A 26,500-nucleotide genomic window follows, 5' to 3' on the forward strand; every position below is an offset into this window, starting at 1 on the left:
TCAGCCCGCCATCGCCACATAGTGCGGGTTGCTCATGATCCCGAGTACATTGCCGAACGGGTCGAGCACCGCCGCGGTCGCGAACCCGGCCCCGTCCCCGCGCTCGGTGATCGGCTCGTACTCGGTGGCGCCGAGCTCGAGCAGTCGGGCGAAGGTGGCGGCGAGGTCGTCGACCTGCCAGAACACCAGCCCGCCTCCACCGGGTGCGTTGTGCGCGCCCGACGGCGCGTAGGCGCGATTGATGATTCCCAGTTCGGCCTGCAACGGCCCGAGCCGGAATTCGTAGTAGCCGCCCGGTACCTCGTAATACGGTGCCGTGCCGAGGAATTCGCTGTACCAGTCCTTGGCGGCGGTGAGGTCGTCGGCGTAGTAGGTGGTGGTGGCCATTCCGCGCAACATGTCTGCTCCATTCGGTCGTCGCTTCGTTATCGATGACTTTGCCAGGCAAAGTGCTCACCGAATGAGCACTTTGTTCGGCAGAATGGTCGAGTATGCGAGCGGACAGATTGGTAGCCACCCTGCTGTTGATGCAGGCGCGCGGTCGGGTGACCGCCGCCGAGGTCGCCGCCGAACTCGAGGTCTCCGTGGCGACGGCCCGGCGCGATCTCGAGGCCCTGTCGGCCGCGGGCATCCCGGTGTACCCGCAGTCGGGTCGCGGCGGCGGATGGTCGCTGATCGGCGGCGCCCGCACCGACCTGTCCGGGCTCACGGCCGGGGAGACCAGGGCCTTGTTCCTGCTCGCCGGACCCGCCGCCCACGCCGCGCCGGAGCTGAAATCCGCGCTGCGCAAACTGGTTCGGGCCCTGCCGCACACCTTCCGCGAGGACGCGGCCGCCGCGGCTGCCGCGGTGGTTGTCGACCCGGCTCGCTGGGGTCGCCCCGACCCACAGGCCCCCGCCGTCCTCGACTCGCTGCGCCGCGCGGTAGTCGATCGTCGCCGCGTTCGCATCGCCTACCTGCGCAAAGGTGAGCGCACCGTCCGCACGATCGACCCGTGGGGCCTGGTCGAGAAGGAAACGATCTGGTACCTCATCGCGGGCACCACCGCCGGCCGCCGAACCTTCCGCCTCGACCGCATCGAGGAGGTCACGATTCTCGACGAAACAGCCGACCGCCCTGCGGATTTCGACCTCCAGGCGGAGTGGTCGGAGATCGTCGAGCGGGTGGAGGACCGCCGCGCCGCCGTCGCCGCGACAGTCCTCGTCTCCCCCGAACTGGCCCCCGTCCTGGCCGACCAGCAGGGCCGCCACTGCACCCTCCTCGGTCCCGCCCCCGATGGCCGGGTGCGCGCCCGCATCACCGCCGACACCACGAAGATGGTCGCCCGGCAGTTGGCGGGCTGGGGCGCCGACCTCGAGGTGCTCGGCCCCGCCGAGGTCAGAGCCGCCCTGGTGGCACTCGGCACCGAACTCGTCCGCGACAACAGCTGAACACCACGCCCGACTCCCGCAGGCCGCGCCCCGACGCCAAGGGCGAAGCGCTACGACCCCGCGATCAGCGCTGGCTGTACCTTCGCGGCGGTTGCGGCCTGCTTGTGGTGGAGGTGCTACGACCTCGCGATCCGCGTGGGCAGTGCCGTCGCAGCGGCACACCTGCCCACGGCGAAGGCGCTACGACCCGGCAATGCGCGCCGACAGCGTCTTCACCGTCTCGCTGGCTACGACCGCCTGTCCACTCGTGGTGAAGTGGATCAGGTCCGCGCTCATCAGGTTCGGCCGTGTTTGCACCGGGTGATTCCAGAATTCGGTGAGGACCGCGTCGAACTCGACAGCCACGGCGCGCGTCACCTCGTTGAGTGCGATCATCTGCGCCCGCATGGGGCGCATCGGCGCCATCCGCTCGGTGCTCCACACATCGGCCACCGTGAACACCGACAGCTGTGCGCCGGTGGCGGCCAGGGCGCGCAGGATTGTCGAGAGGTTGGCGTGCACTCCCGCGATATCCCCACCGGTGAACAGGTCGTTGCCGCCGCAGCTCACGTGGACGAGATCCGGTGCGAAGTCCACGATCTCGGCCAGTTGGTGTTCGATCACCTGCGCGGTGGTCGCGCCGATTCGTCCCGTATTGCGGTAGGCCAGTGCGGGATTCACCGCGCGCAGGTCCGCCGCCAGCCGGTCGGCCCAGCCGAGCGGCGCGTATCCGGGGCTCGGGTCGCCGGTTCCGGCGGCGAGCGAGTCGCCGAGGACCGCGAACCGCTGCCACGGCGCGCCCGCGAGCAGGGCGCCGACCTGTTCGGGCGCGAGCACCAACGGATCCTCGGCCTCGACCGGGTACCGCACGGAAAGTGGTGTGCTGGAAGACATGTCGTACTCCTTGGGTTCAGTTGGTCGGACGGGCCGGTGCCGGCCACGCGAGCAGTAGGGCGACGGCGAGGCTGATCGCGCCGCAGACGCCGAAGACGAGGTGGAATCCGCTCAGTGCGGTGTCGGCGCCGGCGAAGATGGCGGCCAGCAGCGCGACGCCGAGCGCGCCACCCACCTGGCGGGCGGTCAGGTTCATGCCGATCCCGGCCGCGAACTGTTGCGGCGGAACCGAACTCGCCGCGGCGGTGCCGAGCACGGTGACCACGATCCCGATCCCGCCGCCGCCGAGCAGCCCGGCAGGCACCCACGCCGACCACAGGGCCGGATCGGGTCCGAACGCGTCGGTCGCCATCCACCCCTGCGAGGCCGCGGCCATCAGCCCGCCGAGCACACCGATCCATCGCATCCCGTTCGGCGAGGTGATCCGCCCGGTGAGCACGGCGGTCACCATCGAGGCCACCGCGCCGACGGTCAGCGCCGCCGCCGACTCGAGCACCGAGTACTGCCAGATCGCGTTGAGGAACAACGGTCCGGCCAACAACCACGCGAACATCGACGCGCCGAACAGGAACGAGCCCGCGTTGGCGAGCGCGAATTGCCTGGTGCGCCACAGTGATACCGCGACGGCGGGACTGGCGTGGTGGCGTGAGCGAACCAGCGCGAACACCGTCAGCGCCACGCCGCCGATCAGGGCGACGAGCGTGCCGGGCGCGGTCCAGCCCCACGACCCGCCCTCGGTGACCCCCGCCACGATCGCCCCCAGCCCGATCGCGATGGACAGTGTGCCGAGCGGGTCGGGCAGCGCGCTGGTGCGCGCGGCGGTCTTCGCGCCTCCGGGCAGCTTCAGCCCCGGGATGATCAGGACCAGCGCGATCGGCACATTGATCAGGAAGATCGCGCGCCAACCGAACACCTCCACCAGCGCGCCGCCCAGCGCGGGCCCGACCACCGCCGCGAACCCGCCCGCCGCCGACCACGCGCCGATCGCGGCGCCGATCTTCTCGCGCGGCGTGGCTTCGAGGACGAGACCGAGCGCCGCCGGAACCATGAACGCCGCCGCCACGCCTTGCAGCACGCGCCCGGCGATGAGCCATGCCGCGTCGGGTGCGAACCCGCACAGCAGCGAGGTGACCGCGAATCCGGCCAGGGCCAGCGCGAACAGTCGGCGACGGCCGAGTACGTCGGCCAGGCGCCCGGCCGGGGTGAGCAGGGCGGCGAAGGCGATCGCGTACCCGCTGACGATCCAGGTGAGGGTGCCGGTGGCGGTGTCGGGATAGCTCTGGGCGATGGTCGGGAACGCGATATTGACGACCGAGAGGTCGAGGAAGGCGATGAAGGCCGCGCCCGCGGCGACCGCCAGGGTGCGGCCCGCGGCGTCGGCGGGGGTGGTGGCGGGGGGATCGTCGGGCCGAGCTGACACGTCGGTCATGCGGAATCCTTCGGGAGAAGAAATAAGAACGTACGATCGTTCGTAAATTAAAGTACGACCGATCGTTCGCCTTCGCAACCCCGTGGTGGAACAATGACTCCCATGACCGAGCTGACGGAACCCACCGACCAGCGCCTGGCCAAGGGCGCCCGCGCTCGGGCCACCATCGCCCGCCGCGCGGCCGAACTCGCCTCTGTCGAGGGCCTCGACGGGCTGAGCATCGGGCGCCTGGCCGCCGACCTCGGCATCAGCAAGAGCGGCATCGCCACCCTGTTCGGCACCAAGGAGGCCCTGCAGCTCGCCGCCGTGCAGTCCGCGCGCGAGACCTTCGTCGACCGCGTCATCGCCCCGAGCCTGCGCACGCCCCGCGGCGCCGCCCGCGTCCGCGACCTGGTCGAGCGCTGGTTCGCCCACATCGACAACCCCCCGTTCCCCGGCGGCTGCTTCCGCGTGGCCACCCTGTCCGAGTTCAGCAGCAAGTCGGGCCCCGTCCACGACGCCGTGGTGGCCGACCACGACGAGTGGTTCACCTTCCTCGCCGACGAGGTCCGCAAGGCCAGGGCCATGGGCGAACTCCCCGACACCGACCCCGACCTGCTGGTCTTCGAACTCGACGCGATCGTGAGCGCCGCCAATATCGCCCGCCAGACCGGTGATTCGGCCCGGGTGAACATGGCCCGCGCGATCGCCGACCGACTACTGGGCGTGCAGGCGTAGTCGGCCCGCCAGGATTTTGCCCGGGTGGACGAGGCTCGTGCGAGCATCGACCGACTGTTGGGCGCGCAGGCGTAGACACCCGCCACGATTCGGCCTGGGCGGACGTGGCTCGCGTGATCGCCGACCGACCGGTGGGCGGATGGGAGTTGACGACCCGCCGCCCGTCAAGTGCTGAATGGGTGTCGTGCGTGGCTGAAGCGAGCGGTGAGGGTGAACGGCGGACGCGAGTCGGGTGCGCGCCGCGCGAGTGGGATCAGGCGGAGAGTTCGAGATCGGTGGTGACGGCGCCGTCGTAACGGGCCCAGATCACCGAGACCAGTGCGGGATGCGCCCCGATCACCTCCGCGTGAACAACCCCCGGCGCGGCGGCGACCAGCCGATCGGTCAGCAGCCCCGGCGCCAGGAACCACGGCGCCACCGCGATCCGCTCGGCACCACGCGCCCGCAATCGTTCGACGGCCCACTCGACACCGGGTTCGACTGTCGCGAAACAGATTTCGGTCGGGCACCCGGTCAGATCCGCCAGCCGTCGCGCCACCACCGCGCTCCGCCGATTAGCGGCAGCATCACGCGAACCGACAGCAGCCACGGCGATCCCGAACGACTCCGGCGAACCGGTCGACGGCACCACGCTCAGTGGCAGGGTGCCGCAGGGCGCGGGCATCGGGCACACCGCCGCGACACGGTCGGCGAGGGCCGAGAGGAGTAGGGGATCGGGGCCGAGGACCGGTGCTTGGGTGAGCCGTAAGCGGGGGTGGTGGTGCGCGGCCGCCGTGAGCAGGGCGGGTAGGTCGACTCGGGCGTGAAAAGCGTTGCCCAGCAACAGGGGAACGACGATGACCTCGGTGTGGCCCGCGGTGGCGAGGTCGTCGACCACGTCCGCGAGCGCGGGCTCGTTGAGATCGAGGAAGGCGAGCCGGACGGCGATGTCGGGCCGGGCGGCGGCCACCCGCGCCACCACGGCCGCCATCGTCGTGGCCGAACGCGGATCGCGGCTGCCGTGGGCGACGGCGATCAGCGCGGGCCCGCCGCCGTCGCGCGGCACCACGGGGGCACCACGCGACGGGGCGAGCAGGCGGTACATCAGGCCGGGGTGCCGACCTCGACCGAGGTCAGCACGTCGCCGACCAGGCCAGCGGCGAGGGTGTTGCCGCCGGCGGGGTCGATCAGCAGGAACGACCCGGTGTGGCGGTTGGTGCGGTAGTCGTCGGCCGGGATCGGTTCGGCCAGGCGCAGCGACACGCGACCGATGTCGTTGAGCTCCAACGTCTCCGGGCTCGGCACCGCCGTCAGGGTCTGCTCGTCGAATCGCTCCACGAGCGCGCCGACGATCGCCTGGGTGGTCTTGGCGCCGTGCTTGAGCAGCAGCCGCGCGCCGGGGCGCAGGGCCTTGTCGCCCAGCCAGCAGACCGTGGCGTCGAAGGTGTCGATCGGCTCCGGCGCGTCGTGCGCCGAGGCGATGATGTCACCGCGCGAGATGTCGACCTCGTCGGCCAGGATCAGCGTCACGCTGCGCCCGACCTGCGCCACGGCCAGCTCGCCGTCGGGGGTGTCGATGCGTTCGACGGTGGTCTTCTTGCCCGAGGGCAGCACCACGATCTCGTCACCGGGGGAGACCGAACCGGCCGCGATCTGACCCGCGTAGCCCCGGTAGTCGGGGTACTCGGCGGTGCGCGGACGGATCACGTACTGGACCGGGAAACGCAGGCCCAGCGCGTGGGTGCCGGTCGAATCCGCGTCCACCGGAACCGATTCCAGGTGCTCGATCAGCGAGGGGCCGTCGTAGTACGGGGTGTTCTCGGAGCGGCTGGCGATATTGTCGCCGTGCAGCGCCGAGACCGGGATCTCGATGACGTCCTCGGTGGCCCAGCCCAGCTTCGAGGTGAGCTCGTTGAACTCCGCGGAGATCTCGGCGAACACCTCGGCCGGATTGTCGACCAGGTCGATCTTGTTCACCGCGAGCACCAGGCGCGGCACCCCGAGCAGCGCGAGCACCGCGGCGTGGCGACGGGTCTGCTCGATGACGCCCTTGCGCGCGTCGGTCAGCAGGATCACCAGCTGCGCGGTGGACGCGCCCGAGACCGTGTTGCGCGTGTACTGCACGTGCCCCGGGGTATCGGCGAGCACGAAAGAGCGCTTCGGCGTGGCGAAGTAGCGGTAGGCCACGTCGATGGTGATGCCCTGCTCACGTTCGGCGCGCAGGCCGTCGACGAGCAGCGACAGGTCGGGCGTGGACAGTCCACGGTCGACCGAGGCGCGGGTGACGGCGTCGATCTGATCGGCCAGCACGGACTTCGTGTCGTAGAGCAGCCGTCCGACCAAGGTGGACTTGCCGTCGTCGACAGAACCGGCGGTGGCCAGGCGAAGTAGGTCGCTCACTGTTCTGCCCCCGTCCGACCAACGTGGCTGTAACCATGGTCGTCGACAGAACCGGCGGTGGCCAGCCTCAATAGGTCGGACATATCAGAAATAACCCTCTCGCTTGCGGTCTTCCATGGCGGCTTCCGAGACACGGTCGTCGCCGCGAGTGGCGCCACGCTCAGTAAGTCGGGACGCCGCGACCTCGGCCAGGATGGCCTGGTTGTCGGCGGCGTCGGAGATGATGGCGCCGGTGGTGGAACCGTCGCCGACGGTGCGGTAGCGCACCGAACGGGTCTCGAGCACCTCGTTCTCGTTCGGCCCGCCCCACACGCCGGGCGTCATCCACATGCCGTCGCGCGAGTACACCGGACGCTCGTGCGCGTAGTAGATCGACGCCAGGTCGATGTCCTCGCGGGCGATGTAGCGCCAGATGTCGAGCTCGGTCCAGTTGCTCAGCGGGAACACCCGCACGTGCTCACCGGCGGCGTGCTTGCCGTTGTAGAGGTTCCACAGCTCGGGGCGCTGACGCTTGGGATCCCACTGGCCGAAGGCGTTGCGCAGCGAGAAGATTCGCTCCTTGGCGCGCGAACGTTCCTCGTCGCGACGGCCGCCGCCGAAGACCGCGTCGAAGCGGTGCTCGGTGATGGCGTCGAGCAGCGGCACGGTCTGCAACGGGTTGCGGATGCCGTCGGGACGCTCGGTCAGGCGACCGTCGGCCAGGTACTCCTCGACCGAGGCCACGTGCAGGCGAAGGCCGTAGCGCTCCACGACCTTGTCGCGGAACTCGAGCACCTCGTCGAGGTTGTGGCCGGTGTCCACGTGCAGCAGCGTGAACGGCAGCGGCGCGGGCCAGAAGGCCTTGAGCGCCAGGTGCAGCAGGACGGTGGAGTCCTTGCCGCCGGAGAACAGGATCACCGGACGCTCGAATTCGCCCGCGACCTCACGGAAGATGTGGATCGCCTCGGATTCCAGCGCCGCGAGGGTGTCGAACTCGGACAGGCCGAGTTCGCGTTCGGTGGTGTTGGTACTCACAGGCTCACTCCCGGTGATAGTCATGATTGGTGTAACCCGCATTCGGTCTTGGCGATACCGGCCCAGCGCCCGCTGCGCGGATCGGATCCCGGCTCGGGCTTGCGCGTGCACGGCGCGCACCCGATGGACGGATAACCCTCTTCCACCAGCGGATTGACGAGGATGCCGTTGGCCTCGATGTAGGCCTGCATCTCGTCGTCGGACCACGGTGCGATCGGGTTGATCTTCACCAGGCCGAAGGCTTCGTCGAACGAGATCAGCGGTGCGTTGGCGCGGGTGGGCGCCTCCACCCGGCGGATGCCGGTGATCCACGCGTTGTAGCCGCTCAGCGACTTCTTCAGCGGGACGACCTTGCGCAACCGGCAGCATTCGGCGGCGTCGCGGGCGAACAGATCCTTGCCCAGCAGTGCGTCCTGCTCGGCGACACCGGCCTCGGGCGCCACGTTGACAACGTTGACCCCGTACACGGCCTCGACCGCGTCGCGGGTGCCGATGGTCTCGGCGAAGTGGTAGCCGGTGTCGAGGAACAGCACGTCCACGCCGGGGCGGGTCTGCGCCGCGAGGTGCACCAGCACACCGTCCTGCATGTTCGAGGCGACGATGTAGCCGTTGCCGAACACCCGGTCGGTCCAGGCGATCAACTCGGCGGGCGAGGCGTCGGGGCCGAGTTCGGCCGCGCCCTGCTCGGCGAGCGCGCGCAGTTCGTCTTCGGCCAGTTTCGCCGCGAGATTCGTTGTCACAGTGGGGATCTCCTCATCGCCTATCGCAGGTCGGCTTCGTCGGCGCGTACAGCCCACACCGCGAAGCGTTCCCCTGATTCCCGGTTCTTGACGAAGTTGCGCACCACGCGCTCGATGTAGTCGCCGAGTTCGACGCTGGTCACCTTGTGCTGGCGCAGCTTGCGGCCGAACGCGCTGTCCAGGCCGAGGCTGCCGCCCAGGTGCACCTGGAAGCCCTCCACCTGCGTGCCGGTGCCGTCGTCGACGAGCTGGCCCTTGAAGCCGATGTCGGCGATCTGGGACCGGCCGCACGAGTTCGGGCAGCCGTTGATGTTGATGGTGATCGGCACGTCGAGTTCGGCGTTGATGTCGGCCAGGCGCTGCTCGAGTTCGGGCGCGAGCACCTGCGAGCGCTTGCGGGTCTCGACGAAGGAGAGTTTGCAGAACTCGATCCCGCTGCACGCGAGCAGGTTTCGTCGCCAGATCGACGGCCGGGCCTGCAGGCCGAGCGGCTCCAGCTCGTCGATCAGCGCGTCGACCTGGTCGTCGGCGATGTCGAGGATGATCAGCTTCTGGTACGGGGTGAAGCGGATGCGATCGGAGCCGTACTTCTCGGCGGCGTCGGCGACCTTGCTCAAGATGGTGCCCGAGACGCGACCGGCGATGGGGGAGAAGCCCACGGAGTTCAGCCCGTTGCGCAGCTTCTGCACACCGACGTGGTCGATGGGCTTGGCCGGCTGCTCCGGTGCGGGGCCGTCGATCAGCTTGCGCTTCAAGTACTCGTCCTCGAGCACCTGGCGGAACTTCTCGATGCCCCAGTCCTTGATCAGGAACTTCAGGCGGGCCTTGGTGCGCAGGCGGCGGTACCCGTAGTCGCGGTAGAGCGAGACGACCGCCTCCCACACATCCGGCACCTCGTCGAGCGGCACGAACGCGCCCACACGCTGGGCCAGCATCGGGTTGGTGGACAGACCGCCGCCGACCCACAGGTCGAGGCCGGGGCCGTGCTCGGGATGGTTGACGCCGACGAAGGCGATGTCGTTGATCTCGTGCACCACGTCCTGCTGGCCCGAGATCGCGGTCTTGAACTTGCGGGGCAGGTTGGAGTATTCCTTCTTGCCGATGTAGCGCTTGACGATCTCGTCGATCGCCCAGGTGGGGTCGATGATCTCGTCGAGCGACTCCCCGGCCAGCGGCGAACCCAGCACCACGCGCGGGCAGTCGCCGCACGCCTCGGTGGTGTGCAGGCCGACCGACTCGAGCCGACGCCAGATCTCCGGGACGTTCTCGACCTCGATCCAGTGGTACTGGACGTTCTCGCGATCGGACAGGTCGGCGGTGTCGCGGCCGAACTCGGTGGAGATGGCGCCGATGGTGCGCAGCTGGGCGGCGCTGAGGGCGCCCGCGTCGCAGCGGACCCGCATCATGAAGTACTTGGCTTCGAGCAGGTCGATGTTGTCGTCGTCGGTGTAGGTGCCGTCGTAGCCCTCTTCACGCTGGGTGTAGAGACCCCACCAGCGGAAACGGCCACGCAGGTCGGCCTTGTCGATCGAGTCGAAGCCGCCCTTGGCATAGATGTTCTCGATGCGCGCGCGCACGTTGAGCGGGTTGTCGTCCTTCTTGGACTGTTCGTTCGGGTTCAGCGGTTCGCGGTAGCCGAGGGCCCACTGGCCCTCGGAACGGCGGCGCACGGGCTTGCCGGTACGGGCGCGCGGCGCGACCGGGGCATCGCCGGTGGGCCGAACGGGGCGCTTGGCGGTCGGCCGCTGCGCGCCGGCTTGCTCGGTCGAACCGGCGTCGGTGCTCGACGTCATGGTGGGGTCGCTCCTGCGGGGTGATGGGACACGTGCTGAAGGCGCGAGGGGCTGGCTCGCGTCAGGGAGTCAGCGGGCCGATGAAAGTCGATGGCACCGGGGGATACCCGGGCGTGGAGCCGCTGCGCTACCGGTGAGAACCGGGCCGACAACAGGCGCTACAGACACGCAGGAAGTCGACGTGGCGACGGGCCACGAGACGTACTCCGGTTGCGTGCATGCGTCCTATTGTGCCATGTCAGCCGGGTCGCTCCGACCGCAAGGAGATATTTCCCGCAGTTTCTAGGGAAATCCCCTGGACGGTCGTACCATCCTGTGACCGGCGTCATAGGGCCCGGCGCGCGGTGGCTCGTGATGCCGCGATCGCCACGGGTGTGCGCCGCGCCACACCGGGGCGGGTCGCGTGAGCCGGTCGATCGGCGCGGGTCCGCGAACCACGACCGCCGCGGGGCGGCGCGCCGGGACCCGGCAGACTGGAGGGGTGATTACCAGCGCTGCTTCCGGGGCCCCCGGCGTGAGTCCGGCCGACGCCGATCGGCCGGTGCTGCGCGATTTCGGCGGCGGCGCGTTCGGGGTGTACGTGCACGTGCCGTTCTGCGCCACGCGCTGCGGATACTGCGACTTCAACACCTACACCGCGGGCGAACTCGGCACCTCGGCCTCGCCGCAGTCCTGGCTCGAGGCGCTGCGCGGGGAACTCGCGACCGCCGCGACCGAATTCGGCGCACTGCCCAGTTCCACGCCCGAGGTCTCGACGATCTTCGTCGGCGGCGGCACCCCCTCGCTGCTCGGCGGCGACGGCCTGGCCTCGGTCCTCGACGCCGTGCGCGCGAACTTCACCCTGGCCGCCGACGCCGAGGTGACCACCGAATCGAACCCGGAGTCGACCTCGCCGGAGTTCTTCGACCGCATCCGCGCGGCCGGCTACACCCGGGTGTCGCTGGGCATGCAGTCCGCCGCGCAACACGTGCTGAAGGTGCTCGACCGCACCCACACCCCCGGCCGCGCGGTCGCCGCCGCCAAGGAGGCGAGGGCCGCCGGGTTCGGGCACGTGAACCTCGACCTGATCTACGGCACCCCCGGGGAGACCGACGCCGATCTCGACGCGAGCCTGGACGCGGTGCTGGCCGCCGGAGTCGACCACGTCTCGGCCTACTCGCTGATCGTCGAGGACGGAACGGCGTTGGCGCGCAAGGTCCGTCGCGGTGAACTGCCCGCCCCCGACGACGACGTGCTCGCCGCCCGCTACGAACGCATCGACAGCCGGCTGGCCGAGGCCGGACTGTCCTGGTACGAGGTGTCGAACTGGGCCGCCGACGACGACGCCCGCTGCCGCCACAACCTCGGCTACTGGGACGGCGGCGACTGGCTCGGCGCGGGCCCCGGCGCCCACAGCCACGTCGGTGGCGTGCGCTGGTGGAACGTCAAACACCCCGCCCGCTACGCCGACCGCGTGGCACTGGGTGGCCTGCCCGCCGCCGGGTGGGAGGCCCTCACCGACGACGAGCGCTACACCGAACACCTCATGCTCACCGTGCGCCTGCGCACCGGCCTGCCACTGGCCGATCTCGCCCCCGGCGCGTCGCGGGCCCTGGACCGCGTCCTCGCCGACGGCCTCGCCCGCGTCGCCGACGACCGGCTCGTGCTGACCGACCGCGGCCGACTGCTCGCCGACGGCATCGTGCGTGACCTGCTCGACTGATCGACAGCGTTTCGACCGCGCTCGGAATCGCGCGCCGGTGATGTCCTCGTGATCTGATTTTCGGACAGTTTCGGGATTGGGACCGGAAACAAAGATCGCCCGGTCATCGTGGGGTAGAAGACTGATGCACACCTGGTGACAGCCCTGCGCGAGCGGGGTGCGCGAACGGCATTTTCGACGGGTTCGAGGTGGAAGATAACGATTAGGGGCGTAAGCTTCGGCTCGATCCTAGGGAGTTATATGTCCACCGAACGGCACATCACCCTCGTCCACGAGCAGAGCGAATTCGCCGAGGCGCGCTCCGCTGAGAAGGCGGAGAACGCTCGTCAGTGCGCGGTCGCCGCGCGGACGGTCGCTTCGCACTCCAACGACGCCGAAGACTGCACCTCGCTGCTGGCGATGCTCGGCCTCGATGCCCTCGCGGGCAAGCAGGTAGGCGCACCCGACTCCGCCGCTCGCTGCGGCGCGGCCGCCCGCGTCTGACTCGACCTCGGCCGCCCGTGCTCGGGCGGCCGCTGTCGTCTCTCCGGTCGACTCGCTGACACCGCTGTCGGTTCGCGTCGCCGATCACTGTTCACCGCCCCCAGCGCCGGATGATCGCCGGTGCCGAGCGCTCGCGCGATCCGGCGATGTCGGCCCGGCCGACTAGACTGGACAGGGTGACGCCGCGCGCGTCAGCGTGCGACCCTGTGCGAACGGTCCGCATGGCGTGTCCGGTTCGAGCGAGGAGGTGGGGTCGATGGCGTCGAGCACCGAGGATCGGCGTTTCGAGGTCCTGCGAGCGATCGTCGCGGACTATGTCGCCACCAAGGAGCCCATCGGCTCCAAATCCCTCGTGGAACGGCACAACCTCGGCGTCTCCAGCGCCACCATCCGCAACGACATGGCCGTGCTCGAGGCCGAGGGCTACATCACCCAGCCGCACACGAGCTCGGGCCGCATCCCCACCGACAAGGGCTATCGCGAGTTCGTCGACCGTATCGCCGAGGTGAAGCCGCTCTCGGGTGCCGAGCGGCGCGCGATCATGGAGTTCCTCGAATCCGGCGTCGACCTCGACGACGTACTACGCCGGGGCGTGCGCCTGCTGGCCCAGCTCACCCGCCAGGTCGCCGTCGTGCAGTACCCCACCGTCTCGGCCTCGATCGTGCGCCACATCGAGGTCGTCGCGCTCAACCCGGCCCGGCTGCTGCTGGTGGTGATCACCGACACCGGCCGCGTCGATCAGCGCATCGTCGATCTGGGCGCGGTGATCTCCGACGAGGACCTCGCCGCCGTGCGCGGCCTGCTCGGCAGCGCGATGGACGGCAAGCTGCTCTCGGTGGCCAGCGCCTCGGTGGCGGGCGTGCCCGAACGTGCGCCGGCCAAGATCCGTGACGTGCTCGTCCGGGTCTCCACGGTCCTGGTCGAGACGCTGGTCGAGCACCCCGAGGAACGTCTCGTACTCGGCGGCACCGCCAACCTCACCCGCAATGTCGCCGACTTCGGCTTCCCCGGCTCCCTGCGCACCGTGCTCGAGGCGCTCGAGGAACAGGTCATCGTCTTGAAATTGCTCGCCGCCGCGCAGCAGCCCGGACAGGTGACGGTGCAGATCGGCGAGGAGACCCAGGTCGAGCAGATGCGCGGCACCTCGGTGGTGTCCACCGGTTACGGCGCGGCGGGCGCGGTCCTGGGCGGCATGGGCGTGCTCGGACCCACCCGGATGGACTATCCGGGCACGATGGCCTCGGTGGCCACGGTCGCCCGCTACATCGGCGAGGTCCTCGCCGAAAGGTGACCTCGCCGCCCGAACGACCACGGCCGGGCTGTAAAGTTCGATACTTCGGCCGGTAAAGTTGAGTGGATTCGACTAAAGAATGCGCCCGGCGCTGTCGCCGGCCCACACCGACCAAGGACTAGAGAACTCACGTGGCACGGGATTACTACGGACTGCTCGGCGTCGGCAAGAACGCCACCGACCAGGAGCTCAAGCGCGCTTACCGCAAGCTGGCCCGCGAACTGCACCCCGATGTGAACCCGGACGAGGTCGCCCAGGCCCGCTTCAAGGAAGTCTCCACCGCCTACGAGGTGCTGACCGACCCGGAGAAGCGGCGCATCGTCGACCTCGGCGGCGACCCGCTCGAGAACGGCGGCGGCGGCGCGGGATTCAGCGGTGCCGGTTTCGGCGGGCTCGGCGATGTCTTCGAGGCGTTCTTCGGCGGGATGAGCGGCCAGGGCGGTGGTCAGCGCAAGCCGCGCGGGCGCGTGCAGCCCGGCGCCGACTCGCTGATCCGCACCCGGCTGAGCCTGGCCGAATGCGCGGTCGGCGTCACCAAGCACCTGACCGTCGACACCGCCATCCTGTGCGATGTCTGCGTGGGCTCGGGCACCAACGGCAACTCCAAGCCGGTGCGCTGTGAGACCTGTGACGGCGCGGGCGAGGTCCAGTCGGTGCAGCGTTCGTTCCTCGGCCAGGTCCTCACCTCCCGGCCGTGCCCCACCTGCCGTGGCGCGGGCGAGACCATTCCCGATCCCTGCCACAAGTGCGGCGGCGACGGTCGCGTGCGCGCGCGGCGCGAGATCGCCGCGCCCATCCCGGCCGGTGTCGCCAGCGGCATGCGGGTTCGCCTGGCCGCCCAGGGCGAGGTCGGCCCCGGCGGCGGGCACGCCGGTGACCTCTACGTCGAGGTCGTCGAGCAGCCCCACGACACCTTCGTGCGCGACGGCGACGACCTGCACTGCACCATCCGGGTGCCGATGGTCGACGCGATCCTGGGCACCACCGTGGTCGTCGACACCATTCTCGACGGGCCCACCGAACTCACCGTTGCCCCGGGCACCCAGCCCGGCGAGGTCCTGCAATTGCGCGCCCACGGCATGCCCCGGCTGCGGTCGGGTGCGCGCGGCGACCTGCTCGCCCACCTCGACATCGTCGTGCCGAGCAAGCTCGACGGCAAGCAGACCGACCTGCTGCGCAAGTTCAAGGGCATGCGCGACAAGGATCGCGCCGAGGTGATGTCGACCCAGTCCGAGCACAACAGCGGCCTGTTCGCCCGGCTGCGCGCGTCGTTCAGCGGACGCTGAGCCCGTGGCCGCGACGGTCTTCTACCTCGACGAGGTCCCCGAACCGGGTTCGATCGCGGTGCTCGACGGCCCGGAGGGTCGCCATGCCGCGACCGTGCGCCGGATCAAGGTCGGCGAGCCGATCACCCTGTCCGACGGCAACGGTGTGCTCGCCGACTCCGAGGTCGTCGCGGCCCAGAAGGATCGACTCGAACTGGCCGTGCGCGACCGGCGCCTCGCCGCCCCGCCCACGCCGGCGGTGACCGTGGTGCAGGCGCTGCCCAAGTCGGATCGCTCGGAGTTGGCGGTCGAGCTGATGACCGAGGCGGGCGCGGACCTGATCGTCCCCTGGCAGGCCGCGCGCTGTGTCGCGAACTGGGAAGCCAAGGCCGCCAAGGGAATCGACAAGTGGCGCGCGGCGGCCAAGTCCGCGGCGCGGCAGTCCCGGCGCGCCTACATCCCCGAGATCGCGGGCCTGCATCGCACTCGCGACCTGGTCGAACTGGTGCGTCAGGCGAAAGCCGACGGCGCGGTGGTCGCCGCCCTGCACGAATCCGGGGCGGGCAAATTCACCGAACTGCCCCTGTCCGCGGCGAGTGAGGTCGTGCTGATCGTCGGCCCCGAGGGCGGCCTCGACGACAGCGAACTCGCGGCCCTGACCGAGGCGGGTGCCGACATCGTGGTGCTCGGCCCGACCGTGCTGCGCACCTCCACCGCGGCCGCCGTCGCGTTCGGCGCCCTGGGAGCCCTGACTCCGCGCTGGTAGCACGAGCATTTTTATCCACTGTGCGGTGTCAGTGCTCGGCGGTAAACTGGTCTCATCGAACACCAGGTCGAGACCGGAAGCAGGCTATAGCCACTTTTGAAGAACACAGGCGAGATCGGCGATCCCACCACTCCAGTAACCGGCGGTCCCGGTGCCTCCGCACCGGCGCCGCGCACCGTGCGTTCCAGCATCGAGCTCGCCCCGGAGTCGGTTTTCGGTTTCCTCGGCTCGGCTGACCAGAACCTGCGTCAGCTCGAGGAGCTCCTGCCCGCCGACATCCACGTGCGCGGCAGCACGGTCACCATCACCGGCAAGGCGGGCGATGTGGCGCTGGCCGAGCGCGTCATCGAACAGCTCGTGGCGCTGACCGGGCGCAACCGGGTGATCACCCCCGAGGCCGTGCGGCACACCGTCTCCATGCTCACCGACGAAGGCGTGTCCGAATCGCCCGCCGAGGTGCTGAGCCTGGACATCCTGTCGCGCCGCGGCAAGATCATCCGCCCCAAGACCCTGAACCAGAAGCGCTATGTCGACGCGATCGACGCCAACACCATCGTGTTCGGCATCGGCCCCGCGGGCACCGGCAAGACGTATCTGGCCATGGCCAAGGCGGTGCAGGCCCTGCAGTCCAAGCAGGTCACCCGCATCATCCTGACCAGGCCCGCGGTCGAGGCCGGCGAGCGCCTCGGCTTCCTGCCCGGCACGCTCAACGACAAGATCGACCCGTACCTGCGCCCGCTCTACGACGCCCTGCACGACATGATGGACCCCGAGGCCATCCCCAAGCTGCTGGCCTCGGGCGTCATCGAGGTCGCGCCGCTGGCGTACATGCGCGGCCGTTCGCTCAACGACTCGTTCATCATTCTCGACGAGGCGCAGAACACCACCGCCGAGCAGATGAAGATGTTCCTCACCCGCCTCGGCTTCGGTTCGCGGATGGTGGTCACCGGTGACATCTCGCAGGTCGACCTGCCCCACGGGCAGCGCTCGGGTCTGCGCGCGGCCGCGGAGATCCTCACCGACATCGACGACATCCACTTCTCGGAGCTCACCAGCGCCGATGTGGTCCGTCACCGGCTGGTCTCCGACATCGTCGACGCCTACGACCGGGCTGAGTCAGAGACCCGCGCGGTCCCGGGCCCGCACTACCCCGGCAATCGCGCCCAGCGCAGGGCCGCAGGAAAACGCGGCTGACACACTCCTTCGTCGCACCCTCTGGTCAGTCCAGAATCGAGGCGGACACGACCGGTGGGTCCGATGCCGCTCCCGGCGGCATCGGACCCAGACCGTAGGCTGAACAGGTGAGCATCGAGATCGCCAACGAATCGGGCATGGACATTCCCGAAGAAGACCTGGTCAGCGTCGCGCGTTTCGTGATCGGTCGGATGGATGTGCATCCGGCCGCCGAACTGTCGATGGTGCTCGTCGATCTCGACACCATGGCCGACCTGCACGTGCGCTGGATGGACCTGCCCGGCCCCACCGACGTGATGTCGTTCCCGATGGACGAGCTGGAGCCCGGCGGTCGCCCCGACAGCCCGGAGCCCGGTCCGTCCATGCTCGGCGACATCGTGTTGTGCCCGGAGTTCGCGATGGGTCAGGCGCAGAAGGCCGATCACTCCCTCGATCACGAGCTGGCCCTGCTCACCGTGCACGGCGTGCTCCACCTGCTCGGCTACGACCACGCCGAGCCGGAGGAGGAGAAGGAGATGTTCGCGCTGCAGGCCCAGCTGCTCGAGGAGTGGTACGAGAGCCTGCGCGAGGAGCAGCGCCGCGCCGAACTGGCCGAGCGTGACGACCGACTACTCGGCAAGGCAGGTTTCACCACTCCCGGTGAAGGCCCCGCGTGACCGCACTGACCCTCATCCCGCTGGCGATCGCGTTGATCGGGATCGGTGGGGTGTTCGCCGGGGTGGACTCGGCACTGAACACGGTGTCCCCGGCCCGCCTCGACGACATGGTCCGCGAGGACCGACCCGCAGCCGCGCGCCTGCGCGCGATCGTCGACGACCGCCCCCGCTATATCAATCTCGTTGTCCTGCTGCGCATCCTGTGCGAGATCACCGCCACCGTGCTGCTGGTGGCGGCGACGCTGGACTTGTGGACCGAGACCGTCGCGCTGCTGGTCACCGCCGCGCTGATGGTCGTCGTCTCCTATGTCGTGATCGGTGTCGGCCCGCGAACCCTGGGCCGCCAGCACGCGTACTCGATCGCGCTGGCCGCCGCGGTGCCGTTGCAGATCATCGGCGCGGTGCTGAGCCCGGTGAGTCGCCTGCTGATCCTGCTCGGCAACGCCATCACCCCCGGTAAGGGCTTTCGCAACGGCCCCTTCGCCTCCGAGATCGAGCTGCGCGAAGTGGTCGACATGGCCCGCGAGCGCGGCGTGGTGGCCGACGACGAACGCCGGATGATCCAGTCGGTCTTCGAACTCGGCGACACCGCCGCCCGCGCGGTGATGGTGCCGCGCACCGAGATGGTCTGGATCGAGGACGACAAGACCGCCGCCCAGGCGATGTCGCTGGCTGTGCGCTCCGGCCATTCCCGGATCCCGGTGATCGGCGAGAACGTCGACGACGTGCTCGGCGTGGTCTACCTCAAAGACCTTGTGCCCTATGCCGATCGGGCCCGCAAGGTCTCGGTGCGCGATGTCATGCGCCCCGCGGTCTTCATCCCCGATTCCAAACCGCTCGACGCCCTGCTCGACGAGATGCAGCGCCGCCGCAACCACATGGCCCTGCTCGTCGACGAATACGGCGGCATCGCCGGGCTGGTGACCATCGAGGACGTGCTCGAGGAGATCGTCGGCGAGATCAACGACGAGTACGACACCGACGAGACCCCGCCCGTGGAAGACCTCGGCGACGGCCGCTTCCGGGTGTCCTCGCGCCTGTCGGTGGAGGACCTGGGGGAGCTGTACGGCCTCGACATCGAGGATGACGACGTCGACACGGTGGGCGGGCTGCTCGCCCACGAACTGGGCCGCGTTCCCCTGCCCGGTTCCAAGGTGACCGCCCACGGTTTGGTGTTGCGCGGGGAGGGCGGCGCCGACGCGCGCGGCCGCATGCGGGTCAACACCGTGCTGGTGCGCGCGGCCACCGACAAGGCCGACAAGAAGACCGACAAGCCCCGCAAGGGCACCACCGACGAGGCCACCGCCGACACCGACAAGGTGCGCGTGCCCGACGACAACGGAGACAACCATGAGTGAACTCGACCCCGAGGACAACAAACTGCTGGTGCTCGCGCGCGGCGCGCAGGGCCGCACCGGCGGCGCGAGCGGCGCCGCCGTGCGCGACACCGACGGCCGCACCTACGCCGCGGGCGAGGTAGCCCTGACCACCCTGCGCCTGACCGCCCTGCAGGCCGCCGTGGCCGCCGCGATCTCGAGCGGCGCCGAGGGTTTCGAAGCCGCCGTGGTGCTCGGTGGCGACGCCGACGACGCGGGCATCGACGCCGTGCGCGAGGTCTCCGCGTCGGCCTCGGTCATTCGCGTCGACCGCACCGGCGCCGTCCGCAGCGAGGTGCACCGTGGCTGACGGCAAGGAATTCCATTCCGGCTTCGTCTGTTTCGTCGGCCGCCCCAACACCGGCAAGTCGACGCTGACCAACGCCCTGGTCGGCACCAAGATCGCGATCACCTCCTCGCGCCCGCAGACCACCCGCCACACCATTCGCGGCATCGTGCACCGCGAGGACGCCCAGCTCATCCTGGTCGACACCCCCGGTCTGCACCGCCCGCGCACCCTGCTCGGCCAGCGCCTCAACGATCTGGTCCGCGACACCTACTCCGAGGTCGACCTGATCGCGCTGTGCATTCCGGCCGACGAGAAGATCGGCCCCGGTGACCGCTGGATCGTCGAGCAGATCCGGATGATGGCGCCCAAGACCAAGATCCTCGGCGTGGTCACCAAGATCGACAAGGTGGGCCGCGACGAGATCGCCCACCAGCTGATGGCGCTGTCGAAGCTGCTGGGCCCGGAGTCCGAGGTCATTCCGGTCTCGGCCGTGAAGGGCGAGCAGGTCGAGGTGCTCGTCGATCTGATCGCCGCGCAGCTGCCCGAGGGCCCCGCGTTCTACCCCGACGGCGAGATCACCGACGAGCCGGAGGAAACCCTCATGGCCGAGCTGATCCGCGAGGCCGCCCTCGAGGGCGTGCGCGACGAGCTGCCGCACTCGCTGGCCGTGGTCATCGAGGACGTCGAGCCCTACGCGGCCAACGAGGACATGCTCGAGGTGCACGCGCTGCTCTACGTGGAGCGCCCGAGTCAGAAGGCGATCATCATCGGCAAGAACGGCGCCCGCCTCAAGGAGGTCGGCACCAACGCCCGCAAGCAGATCGAGAACATCCTCGGCACCCGCATCTATCTGAACCTGCACGTGAAGGTCGCCAAGGATTGGCAGCGCGATCCCAAACAGCTGGGGCGCCTGGGCTTTTGACCGTTTGATCCTCGGTCGATCGGGGTATCGTTTCGCGAACAGAACGGTTCGCGCGGCGGTGTCACGCTGATCGACCGGGGAGGGGAGCGGACGTGCCCGATGCCAACGATGTCGGCAAACTGCTCGAGCTGCTCCGCGCGCTCGAGATTCCCGATACCCGCCCGCGCGTGCTGCGCACCCTGGTCCGTGGGCGGCGTCGGGTGCCGCGCCCGATCGTCGAGGTGGTCGGTGTCTCCGGGCACGCCGCGCTGATCGGCGAGATCTACCGCTGGCTCAGCGATTCCGACGGCAGGCGCGCCACTCCGCGCGTCAAGCTCGACCTGCGCGCGGCCGACCTGCCGCGCACCCAGCTCACTCCCGATTTCGCCGCCATCGACGCGGGCCCGCACGCCAACGATCCCGAGATCCCCGGCCACTGCCTGCCGATCATCCAGCAGTTCGTGGCCGGTTTCGCCGCCGACGACACCGCGATGGGCGCGATCAAGTTCCCGCGCTACCGCACCGCCGACTGGCTCACCCGCCAGCGCGTCACCGCCGACGAGTCCGAGGCCCCCGACGAACTGCGCCGCCGCCTACCGAAGCTGTTGCGCAGCGGTTCCCCGACGAGTCGCTCCGATACCGCCGAAGGCGTTGCGGGCGACACGATTTCGCGCGTGGTGTTCGGGGTGCTTGCACTATGGCCGGTGCTGCGCCTGTGGCTGTGGGTGTCCGGGCGCATTCCCGGCATGTCGAAGGTGACCCGCTGGTTCCTGCACCAGCGCTACCTCGCACCCGAATTGTCGGGCAGTTTCCTGGGTTTCGCCTCCCGGCTCACCGCCTCGCACCGCGTCGACGAGAACGAGGAGCAGGTCGCCAAACTGCTGGTCCACGCGTTTCTCGAGGACCTGCGCGATGCCTACCGCCGTCGGATCTGGCGCCCGTCGAGCTGGCGGCGCACCGCCTACCCGGTGGCCCTGCTCGGTGGCCTGGCCGAGGGCAGCGACGGCGCCCGCATCCTCACCTGGATCAACGAGATCCGCAACGAGACCGGCCTTTTCGACCCGCTGGTCGTCCTCGCCCTGCGCGACGCGGGCCCGCCGCGCGAGGTCGCCGAGCTGTCCGACATCAGCGACCTGCGCCCCCTGCGCACGCTCGAGAGCCTGACCGACGCGCCCACCCCGCAACCGGCGGACCCGCTCCAGGAGTGGTTGCGCGAGATCGACAATCGGCGCACACACCGTCAGACCGACGCCTGGTTCCTGCCGTTGCGCGCCATCCTGCCGCCCGACTCCACCCCGCGCGTGAGCGATCCCCGCTTCCGTGGGCTGGCCCTGCCGCCCGCCCCGCCGATGGCCGCGCGCAGCTGGTTCGTCGGCCTGTGCGTGCTGATCCCGATCGCCCTGGCCGTGGCCGCCACCCTGGTGTACTTCCCGCCGCTGCGTGGCGTCGCGTGTTCGCACTGGCCGTGGACCGACGGGATCTCGGTGAGCGTGCGCGACGGCGAGTGCGTCGGCTACAGCGACAACGACCGCCAGACCTTCGCCGACGACCCCGAGCTCACGACCATGCAGCGAGAGGTATTCCGCCTCAACACCGTGTCCCTCGACGCCAAGGCGAAGAACCCGAACCGCCCCCTGGTGTCGCTGGTCTACTTCGCCGGCCTGAGCTACGTCGACACCAATGTGCGCTACCCGCACGCCCAGGTCGAGGAACTCGCCGGCCTGGCCGTGCAGCAGCGTCGCGCCCTGCTGGCCTCCGACGAGTCGGAACCGTTGCTGCGCATCATCATCGCCAACGGCGGCTCCGACATGCGCCACGCCGGGTGGGTGGTCGACAACGCGCTGCGTCCCCTCGTCGCCGACGATGCCAGCGTGCTCGGCGTCGTCGGTATCGACCGCAGCAACGACGAAACCCGCAGGGCCATCACGCGTCTGGGCGAACTCGGGGTCCCGGCCGTGGCGACCACCCTGTCCGCCGACGGTCTCGAACAGGCCTCGCCCCTGTATTTCCAAGCGGCCCCGAGCAATACGGTGCAGGCCCGCCTCGTCGCCGACTACGTCCAGGGCGCCCGCGACCTCGACGGCACACCCCGCTACGACAAGGTCGCCATCTACCACCCCGAAGCCGCAGGCGACCTCTACGTCACGACGTTGGTCGAGGACGTCCGGGAGGAACTCACCGAACGCGGTGTGGCACACCAGAGTCTGAGCTGGCGCGAACAGCAGCAGCTCTACCGTTTCCCCGCCCCGTGTGAGACCGCCGGCTTCGACCGTCGCACCCTGCTATTCTTCGCCGGCCGCAACGACGACTTCCCGACCTTCGCCAAATCGGTGAGTCGCGGCTGCCTCAGCGGCGCGGGCCCGGCGATCCTGGGCAACGACGCCGTCACCCGCCTGATCACCGATCAGAAGGCCACCGCCGCGCTGCCGACCAACCTCACGGTGCGCTACGTCGCCAAGGCCGCGCCGGTGATGCTCGGCGGGGCCGACTGCGTCCGTGGCACCGGCAAACTCGGCGACCAACCGGTCGCGTTCGAACACGAACAGCTCTGCGCCGAACTGGCCGGACTCATCGAAACCCTGCGCGGCTACGACGAACTCACCGACTACCGCCCCACCTGGGCGGGCGACCGCACCGGCCTCGCCTTCGACGTGAGCGGGCTGTTCCTACAGGCCGTGCGCAGCAGCCGCGGAGTTCTGGCCGACCTACCACCCAACCGCACCGCCATCGCCGTGCAACTGCGCGAATCCGACTACCGCGGCGTCACCGGCACCCTCGGCTTCTCCACCAGCCGCGTCGCCGACGGCTCCTCGATCGCGGTCCTGGTCACCACCGCCGTCGGCGCGGGCGGCCCCCAACGCTGCCTGATGATGTTCCCCCGCCGCGCGGGCCAGGACGGATGCCCACCCGGCACGAAGAGCGACCTGGAAGGCTGGACGGAACCGGGCCGGTGACCCTGCCACCGCCGCCGGACTTGTCTCGCACCATCCCGACGCCCGTCGCACGGTCGGCCGCTCGGTGTCGTGCCGGACGGGTCTAGCACGATCCGGATGCCCGTCGCACGGTCGGCCACTCGGCGTCGCTGTGCCCGGCAGGCCGCCGATCACCTCCGCGCGCGCACCGACGGCGAACTCGGCAGCGTGGCGCCGTCGATCACCACCACTGGGTGGGCCGCGTCCGCTCCCACCGCAGTTCCGATTCCAGTTGCGCCGCCAGCGAAATCAGCGTCGGTTCGCTGTTCGCGGTGCCCATCAGCTGCGCGCCGATCGGCAGCCCGGCCTCGGTGAAGCCGGCGGGCACGTTCACACTCGGCCAGCCGAGCACATTCCACGGCCAGGTGTAGGGGCACGCGGCGGTGATCAGGTTGTTGGTGGCCCCGACGCCGATGCCGTCGATCTCCTCCACCCGGGGCGCGACCTTGGCCGTGGTGGGCGCGAGCACCAGGTCGTAGTCGTCGAAGAACGAGCCGATCTTGCGGTGCAGCAACGGTTCCGCGCGTCGAGCCGCCGCGAGCGCGGGACCGCCGAGCACCCGGCCGATACGCGAGTTGGCGGTGGTGCGCGGGTCGACGACCGCTTCGGGCATATCCCGGTGCACCCGGCTGATCCCGGCCAGCGAACGCGGCAGGAACGTCGCCCCGATCAGCAACCCGTAGTGCAGGTCCGTCACGGTGACGGTGTGGCCGAGCGCGCGCAGCGTGGCGGCCAGCGCGTGGATCGCCGCCGCGATCTCGGGTTCGAGCGCGGTTTTGGTCGCGGTGTACGGAATGCTCAGGGAGAGAGCGATTCTCAGCCTGCCCGGATCACGACCGACGGCCGCGCTCGCCTCGATCGGCGCGGGCGTGTGGCGATCCCCGGCGTGCGGTCCGGCGGCCACATCCAGCAGCAGCGCCGCGTCCCGCACGGTCCGCGCCAGCGGCCCGTTCACGGTCAGCCCGTTGAACGCCTCGGCCAGCGGCCAGGTGGAGATCCGCCCGCGCTGCGGCTTGATCCCGACGAGATTGGTCCACGACGCCGGAATCCGCACCGAACCGGCACCGTCGGATCCGAGCGCGGCGGGCACCAACCCGGCCGCGACCGCCGCCGCCGATCCGCCAGAGGACCCACCCGGCGTGCGCGCCCGATCCCACGGATTGCGCGTGTATCCGAACGCGTCCCCGCTGGTGAACGGCAACTGCCCCAGCTCGCACGTATTGGCCTTGCCCACGATCACCGCGCCCGCGGCCCGTAGCCGCCGCACCGACTCGGCGTCGGCGGTCTTGGGCGTGAACTCGCCCCCGCACCCGAACGCCGTCGTCTCCCCGGTGATATCGGTGTCGTCCTTGACCGCGATCGGCACCCCGAGCAGCGGCAGTCGCACGCCCGAGGCGCGTCGCGCGTCCGCCTCGGCGGCCTCGCGCAGCGCCGCTTCCCGGCGCACCACCCGGAACGCGTTGAGCGTCGGCTGTGACGCCTCGATCCGATCCAGCGCGTCGGTGACCACGGCCACCGAGGACACCGCCCCGTCGGCGATGGCCGCCGACAGCTCGGTGAGGCCGAGCTCGGCCGAGGGTTCCGGCGCGATGCGGTCGGGCGCAACCATGTGAACTCCATCTCTCCAGGCGATTCCCTCGACCGTATCGCCGGACCTGGTCACCCGTCCACATCCCCTAGGGTGGGTATAGACATACATACCGAATGTATGTAACAGTGAACAGGCCCAGCACTCGACCAGGGGAGGACCCCATGGGAACCAGCTCAGCACTCGGCCCGGCGCGCGAAGTCGCCCTCTCGTCCGGCCGCATCCGCTACCACGACACCGGCACCGGCCCGCCGGTCGTGTTCGTCCACGGCCTGCTCGTCAACGCCGACCTGTGGCGCAAGATCGTCCCCGGCCTCGCCGCCGAGGGCCACCGCTGCCTCACCCCCGACTGGCCGCTCGGCGCCCATTCGCTCCCGATGCCCGACGCCGACCTCAGCCTCCCCGGCCTCGCCGACCTGATCGCCGAGTTCCTCGACGCGCTCGACCTCACCGACGTCACGATCGTCGCCAACGACACCGGCGGCGCGCTGACCCAACTCCTGATGACCCGCCGACCCGAACGGATCGGTCGGGTCGTGCTGGCCGCCGTCGACTGCTACGAGATCTGGCCGCCGCTGTTCGTCGCCCTGATGAAGATCGTCCGGATTCCGGGCACGATCGCGCCCCTGCTCGCCGCGATGCGGTGGCGATTCGTCCAACGCCTCCCGCTGGCCTTCGGCTGGGTCGCCAAACGCGAACTGCCGCAAGACATCATCGATTCCTACGTGCGACCCGCGCGCCGCGACCCGGCGATCCGCGCCGACCTGCGCCGTTTCGCGGCCGCCGCCGACACCGGCTGCACCCTCGACGCGGCGAAGCGTTTCGCCGAGGTCGACCTCCCGGTGCTCGTCGTCTGGGCCACCGAGGACAAACTGTTCCCGATGTCGTTGGCCGAGCGACTCGTCGCCGACCTCCCGCGCGCGAGCCTGCGCACCGTCGACGATTCCTACGCCTTCCTCGCCGAGGACCGCCCGGAGTTGCTCACCGAACTGATCGTGGAGTTCACTCGGCTGCATGCAGCGCCGTAGCCAGGAGGATCGCTCTCGCACCACCAGGGCCGCGCTCGAGCGGGCAGGTCGCACCCTGTTCGCCGAGCGCGGCTTCGCGGGCACCTCCGCCGAGCAGTTGGTCTCGGCCGCCGGTGTCACCCGCGGCGCCCTGCACCACCACTACGGCGACAAACGCGGCCTGTTCCTCGCCGTCCTCGAACAGGTCGAGACCGAGGCCACCGACGAGATCGCGCGCGTGCTCGCCGCCGCCGACCCCGACGACGTGCTCGCGGGCATGACCGCGGGCCTGGCCTGCCTGCTCGAGATGTGCACCCGCCCGGAAATGCTGCGCATCGTGCTGTCCGACGCCCCGACCGTCCTGGGCTGGCCCGCGTTCCGCGAATTCGAGTCCCGCCACGCCCTCGGTCTGCTCACCGACCAACTCCAACGCGCCACCGACGCGGGCCTGATCCCGACCGCCCCCGTGCCCGTGCTGGCGCAACTGCTGCTCAGCGCCATCTCCGAGGCCGCCCTGATCGTCGCCCACGCCGCCGACCCCGACCGCGCCCGCGTCGAGACCCAGCAGTCGTTGCTGCTGCTGGTCGCCGGACTCCTGCGTCAGGGCTGATCCGCCCGTACGCGGGTCGTGACCT

At 70.0% G+C, this 26,500-nt stretch carries 24 protein-coding genes; 15 read left to right on the forward strand and 9 right to left on the reverse strand.

The features are described from left to right. The gene (locus ACFP3H_RS19615; RefSeq protein ID WP_378608110.1) at positions 1-399 is read right to left on the reverse strand and encodes a VOC family protein; all 399 of its coding nucleotides are present in this window, start codon (positions 397-399) and stop codon (positions 1-3) included. Positions 400-491: 92 nt separating this feature from the next. Between ACFP3H_RS19615 and ACFP3H_RS19620 the strand changes: the two genes are divergently transcribed. Next, positions 492-1,430, forward strand: a complete 939-nt coding sequence (locus ACFP3H_RS19620; RefSeq protein ID WP_378608112.1) for a helix-turn-helix transcriptional regulator — start codon at positions 492-494, stop codon at positions 1,428-1,430. A gap of 180 nt (positions 1,431-1,610) precedes the next feature. Here the strand turns inward: ACFP3H_RS19620 and ACFP3H_RS19625 are convergent, their stop codons facing one another. Beyond that, a complete protein-coding gene (locus ACFP3H_RS19625) occupies positions 1,611-2,303 on the reverse strand; it encodes an SGNH/GDSL hydrolase family protein (RefSeq protein WP_378608114.1) in 693 nt (230 codons plus the stop codon). Between the two features lie 16 nt (positions 2,304-2,319). Continuing rightward, a complete protein-coding gene (locus tag ACFP3H_RS19630) occupies positions 2,320-3,732 on the reverse strand; it encodes an MFS transporter (protein WP_378608116.1) in 1,413 nt (470 codons plus the stop codon). A 102-nt stretch (positions 3,733-3,834) separates the two neighbouring features. Here ACFP3H_RS19630 and ACFP3H_RS19635 point away from each other — a divergent pair, with 102 nt between their 5' ends. Continuing rightward, positions 3,835-4,449, forward strand: a complete 615-nt coding sequence (locus ACFP3H_RS19635) for a TetR/AcrR family transcriptional regulator (RefSeq protein WP_378608118.1) — start codon at positions 3,835-3,837, stop codon at positions 4,447-4,449. 253 nt (positions 4,450-4,702) lie between these two features. On the opposite strand, the gene ACFP3H_RS19640 is transcribed toward ACFP3H_RS19635, so the two are convergent. From ACFP3H_RS19640 to ACFP3H_RS19660, 5 genes are all read right to left on the reverse strand, one after another. Further along, positions 4,703-5,533, reverse strand: coding sequence for a sirohydrochlorin chelatase (locus tag ACFP3H_RS19640; RefSeq protein WP_378608120.1), 831 nt, complete (start codon positions 5,531-5,533; stop codon positions 4,703-4,705). Next, positions 5,533-6,828: a sulfate adenylyltransferase subunit 1 gene (locus tag ACFP3H_RS19645; RefSeq protein WP_378608122.1), complete on the reverse strand. Its 1,296-nt coding sequence runs from the start codon at positions 6,826-6,828 to the stop codon at positions 5,533-5,535. The genes ACFP3H_RS19640 and ACFP3H_RS19645 overlap by 1 nt, the downstream gene beginning before the upstream one ends. A gap of 84 nt (positions 6,829-6,912) precedes the next feature. Continuing rightward, on the reverse strand, positions 6,913-7,866 hold the full coding sequence (gene cysD / locus ACFP3H_RS19650; protein ID WP_378608124.1) for a sulfate adenylyltransferase subunit CysD: 954 nt from the start codon (positions 7,864-7,866) through the stop codon (positions 6,913-6,915). Continuing rightward, positions 7,863-8,582: a phosphoadenylyl-sulfate reductase gene (locus tag ACFP3H_RS19655; protein ID WP_378608125.1), complete on the reverse strand. Its 720-nt coding sequence runs from the start codon at positions 8,580-8,582 to the stop codon at positions 7,863-7,865. The genes cysD and ACFP3H_RS19655 overlap by 4 nt, the downstream gene beginning before the upstream one ends. Before the next feature lie 20 nt (positions 8,583-8,602). Continuing rightward, a complete protein-coding gene (locus ACFP3H_RS19660) occupies positions 8,603-10,375 on the reverse strand; it encodes a nitrite/sulfite reductase (RefSeq protein WP_378608127.1) in 1,773 nt (590 codons plus the stop codon). Positions 10,376-10,859: 484 nt separating this feature from the next. Between ACFP3H_RS19660 and hemW the strand changes: the two genes are divergently transcribed. From hemW to ACFP3H_RS19715, 11 genes are all read left to right on the forward strand, one after another. Beyond that, positions 10,860-12,077, forward strand: coding sequence for a radical SAM family heme chaperone HemW (hemW, locus tag ACFP3H_RS19665; protein WP_378608419.1), 1,218 nt, complete (start codon positions 10,860-10,862; stop codon positions 12,075-12,077). A gap of 240 nt (positions 12,078-12,317) precedes the next feature. After that, positions 12,318-12,560, forward strand: coding sequence for a hypothetical protein (locus ACFP3H_RS19670; protein WP_067456243.1), 243 nt, complete (start codon positions 12,318-12,320; stop codon positions 12,558-12,560). A 256-nt stretch (positions 12,561-12,816) separates the two neighbouring features. Beyond that, positions 12,817-13,851: a heat-inducible transcriptional repressor HrcA gene (hrcA, locus tag ACFP3H_RS19675; RefSeq protein ID WP_378608129.1), complete on the forward strand. Its 1,035-nt coding sequence runs from the start codon at positions 12,817-12,819 to the stop codon at positions 13,849-13,851. 131 nt (positions 13,852-13,982) lie between these two features. Further along, positions 13,983-15,137, forward strand: coding sequence for a molecular chaperone DnaJ (dnaJ, locus tag ACFP3H_RS19680; protein ID WP_378608131.1), 1,155 nt, complete (start codon positions 13,983-13,985; stop codon positions 15,135-15,137). A 4-nt stretch (positions 15,138-15,141) separates the two neighbouring features. Continuing rightward, on the forward strand, positions 15,142-15,882 hold the full coding sequence (locus ACFP3H_RS19685; RefSeq protein WP_378608133.1) for a 16S rRNA (uracil(1498)-N(3))-methyltransferase: 741 nt from the start codon (positions 15,142-15,144) through the stop codon (positions 15,880-15,882). Between the two features lie 114 nt (positions 15,883-15,996). Then, complete coding sequence (locus ACFP3H_RS19690) at positions 15,997-17,076, forward strand: PhoH family protein (protein WP_465263768.1); 1,080 nt, start codon at positions 15,997-15,999, stop codon at positions 17,074-17,076. 107 nt (positions 17,077-17,183) lie between these two features. Beyond that, complete coding sequence (ybeY, locus tag ACFP3H_RS19695; protein WP_378608137.1) at positions 17,184-17,732, forward strand: rRNA maturation RNase YbeY; 549 nt, start codon at positions 17,184-17,186, stop codon at positions 17,730-17,732. Beyond that, positions 17,729-19,090 carry a hemolysin family protein gene (locus tag ACFP3H_RS19700; protein ID WP_378608139.1) on the forward strand — a complete coding sequence of 454 codons (1,362 nt, stop codon included), beginning with the start codon at positions 17,729-17,731 and terminating at the stop codon, positions 19,088-19,090. The genes ybeY and ACFP3H_RS19700 overlap by 4 nt, the downstream gene beginning before the upstream one ends. Beyond that, entirely contained in the window at positions 19,083-19,418 is a 336-nt protein-coding gene (locus ACFP3H_RS19705) for a cytidine deaminase (protein WP_378608141.1), read from the forward strand. Before ACFP3H_RS19700 ends, ACFP3H_RS19705 begins: the two co-directional genes overlap by 8 nt. Then, entirely contained in the window at positions 19,411-20,319 is a 909-nt protein-coding gene (era, locus tag ACFP3H_RS19710; protein WP_378608143.1) for a GTPase Era, read from the forward strand. Before ACFP3H_RS19705 ends, era begins: the two co-directional genes overlap by 8 nt. Before the next feature lie 92 nt (positions 20,320-20,411). Beyond that, positions 20,412-23,252 (forward strand): type 1 periplasmic-binding domain-containing protein, encoded by a 2,841-nt coding sequence (locus ACFP3H_RS19715; protein ID WP_378608145.1) that lies wholly within the window; start codon positions 20,412-20,414, stop codon positions 23,250-23,252. A 199-nt stretch (positions 23,253-23,451) separates the two neighbouring features. Here the strand turns inward: ACFP3H_RS19715 and ACFP3H_RS19720 are convergent, their stop codons facing one another. Beyond that, positions 23,452-24,879: an amidase gene (locus ACFP3H_RS19720; RefSeq protein WP_378608147.1), complete on the reverse strand. Its 1,428-nt coding sequence runs from the start codon at positions 24,877-24,879 to the stop codon at positions 23,452-23,454. A gap of 143 nt (positions 24,880-25,022) precedes the next feature. On the opposite strand from ACFP3H_RS19720, the gene ACFP3H_RS19725 reads away from it, so the two are divergent. Together ACFP3H_RS19725 and ACFP3H_RS19730 are read left to right on the forward strand one after the other, a co-directional pair. Beyond that, a complete protein-coding gene (locus tag ACFP3H_RS19725; protein ID WP_378608149.1) occupies positions 25,023-25,886 on the forward strand; it encodes an alpha/beta fold hydrolase in 864 nt (287 codons plus the stop codon). Next, entirely contained in the window at positions 25,873-26,475 is a 603-nt protein-coding gene (locus ACFP3H_RS19730) for a TetR/AcrR family transcriptional regulator (protein WP_378608151.1), read from the forward strand. Before ACFP3H_RS19725 ends, ACFP3H_RS19730 begins: the two co-directional genes overlap by 14 nt. The last annotated feature ends 25 nt before the right edge of the window (positions 26,476-26,500 follow it).

The organism is Nocardia lasii (assembly GCF_042658545.1).
Lineage (GTDB): Bacteria > Actinomycetota > Actinomycetes > Mycobacteriales > Mycobacteriaceae > Nocardia > Nocardia lasii.

What these genes read in the sequence shown, in the direction of transcription:
- ACFP3H_RS19615 (WP_378608110.1), bottom strand. Translation starts at nt 399, where the DNA reads ATGTTGCGCGGAATGGCCACCACCACCTACTACGCCGACGACCTCACC.
- ACFP3H_RS19620 (WP_378608112.1), top strand. Translation starts at nt 492, where the DNA reads ATGCGAGCGGACAGATTGGTAGCCACCCTGCTGTTGATGCAGGCGCGC.
- ACFP3H_RS19625 (WP_378608114.1), bottom strand. Translation starts at nt 2,303, where the DNA reads ATGTCTTCCAGCACACCACTTTCCGTGCGGTACCCGGTCGAGGCCGAG.
- ACFP3H_RS19630 (WP_378608116.1), bottom strand. Translation starts at nt 3,732, where the DNA reads ATGACCGACGTGTCAGCTCGGCCCGACGATCCCCCCGCCACCACCCCC.
- ACFP3H_RS19635 (WP_378608118.1), top strand. Translation starts at nt 3,835, where the DNA reads ATGACCGAGCTGACGGAACCCACCGACCAGCGCCTGGCCAAGGGCGCC.
- ACFP3H_RS19640 (WP_378608120.1), bottom strand. Translation starts at nt 5,533, where the DNA reads ATGTACCGCCTGCTCGCCCCGTCGCGTGGTGCCCCCGTGGTGCCGCGC.
- cysD (WP_378608124.1), bottom strand. Translation starts at nt 7,866, where the DNA reads ATGACTATCACCGGGAGTGAGCCTGTGAGTACCAACACCACCGAACGC.
- ACFP3H_RS19660 (WP_378608127.1), bottom strand. Translation starts at nt 10,375, where the DNA reads ATGACGTCGAGCACCGACGCCGGTTCGACCGAGCAAGCCGGCGCGCAG.
- ACFP3H_RS19670 (WP_067456243.1), top strand. Translation starts at nt 12,318, where the DNA reads ATGTCCACCGAACGGCACATCACCCTCGTCCACGAGCAGAGCGAATTC.
- hrcA (WP_378608129.1), top strand. Translation starts at nt 12,817, where the DNA reads ATGGCGTCGAGCACCGAGGATCGGCGTTTCGAGGTCCTGCGAGCGATC.
- ACFP3H_RS19705 (WP_378608141.1), top strand. Translation starts at nt 19,083, where the DNA reads ATGAGTGAACTCGACCCCGAGGACAACAAACTGCTGGTGCTCGCGCGC.
- ACFP3H_RS19720 (WP_378608147.1), bottom strand. Translation starts at nt 24,879, where the DNA reads ATGGTTGCGCCCGACCGCATCGCGCCGGAACCCTCGGCCGAGCTCGGC.
- ACFP3H_RS19725 (WP_378608149.1), top strand. Translation starts at nt 25,023, where the DNA reads ATGGGAACCAGCTCAGCACTCGGCCCGGCGCGCGAAGTCGCCCTCTCG.
- ACFP3H_RS19730 (WP_378608151.1), top strand. Translation starts at nt 25,873, where the DNA reads ATGCAGCGCCGTAGCCAGGAGGATCGCTCTCGCACCACCAGGGCCGCG.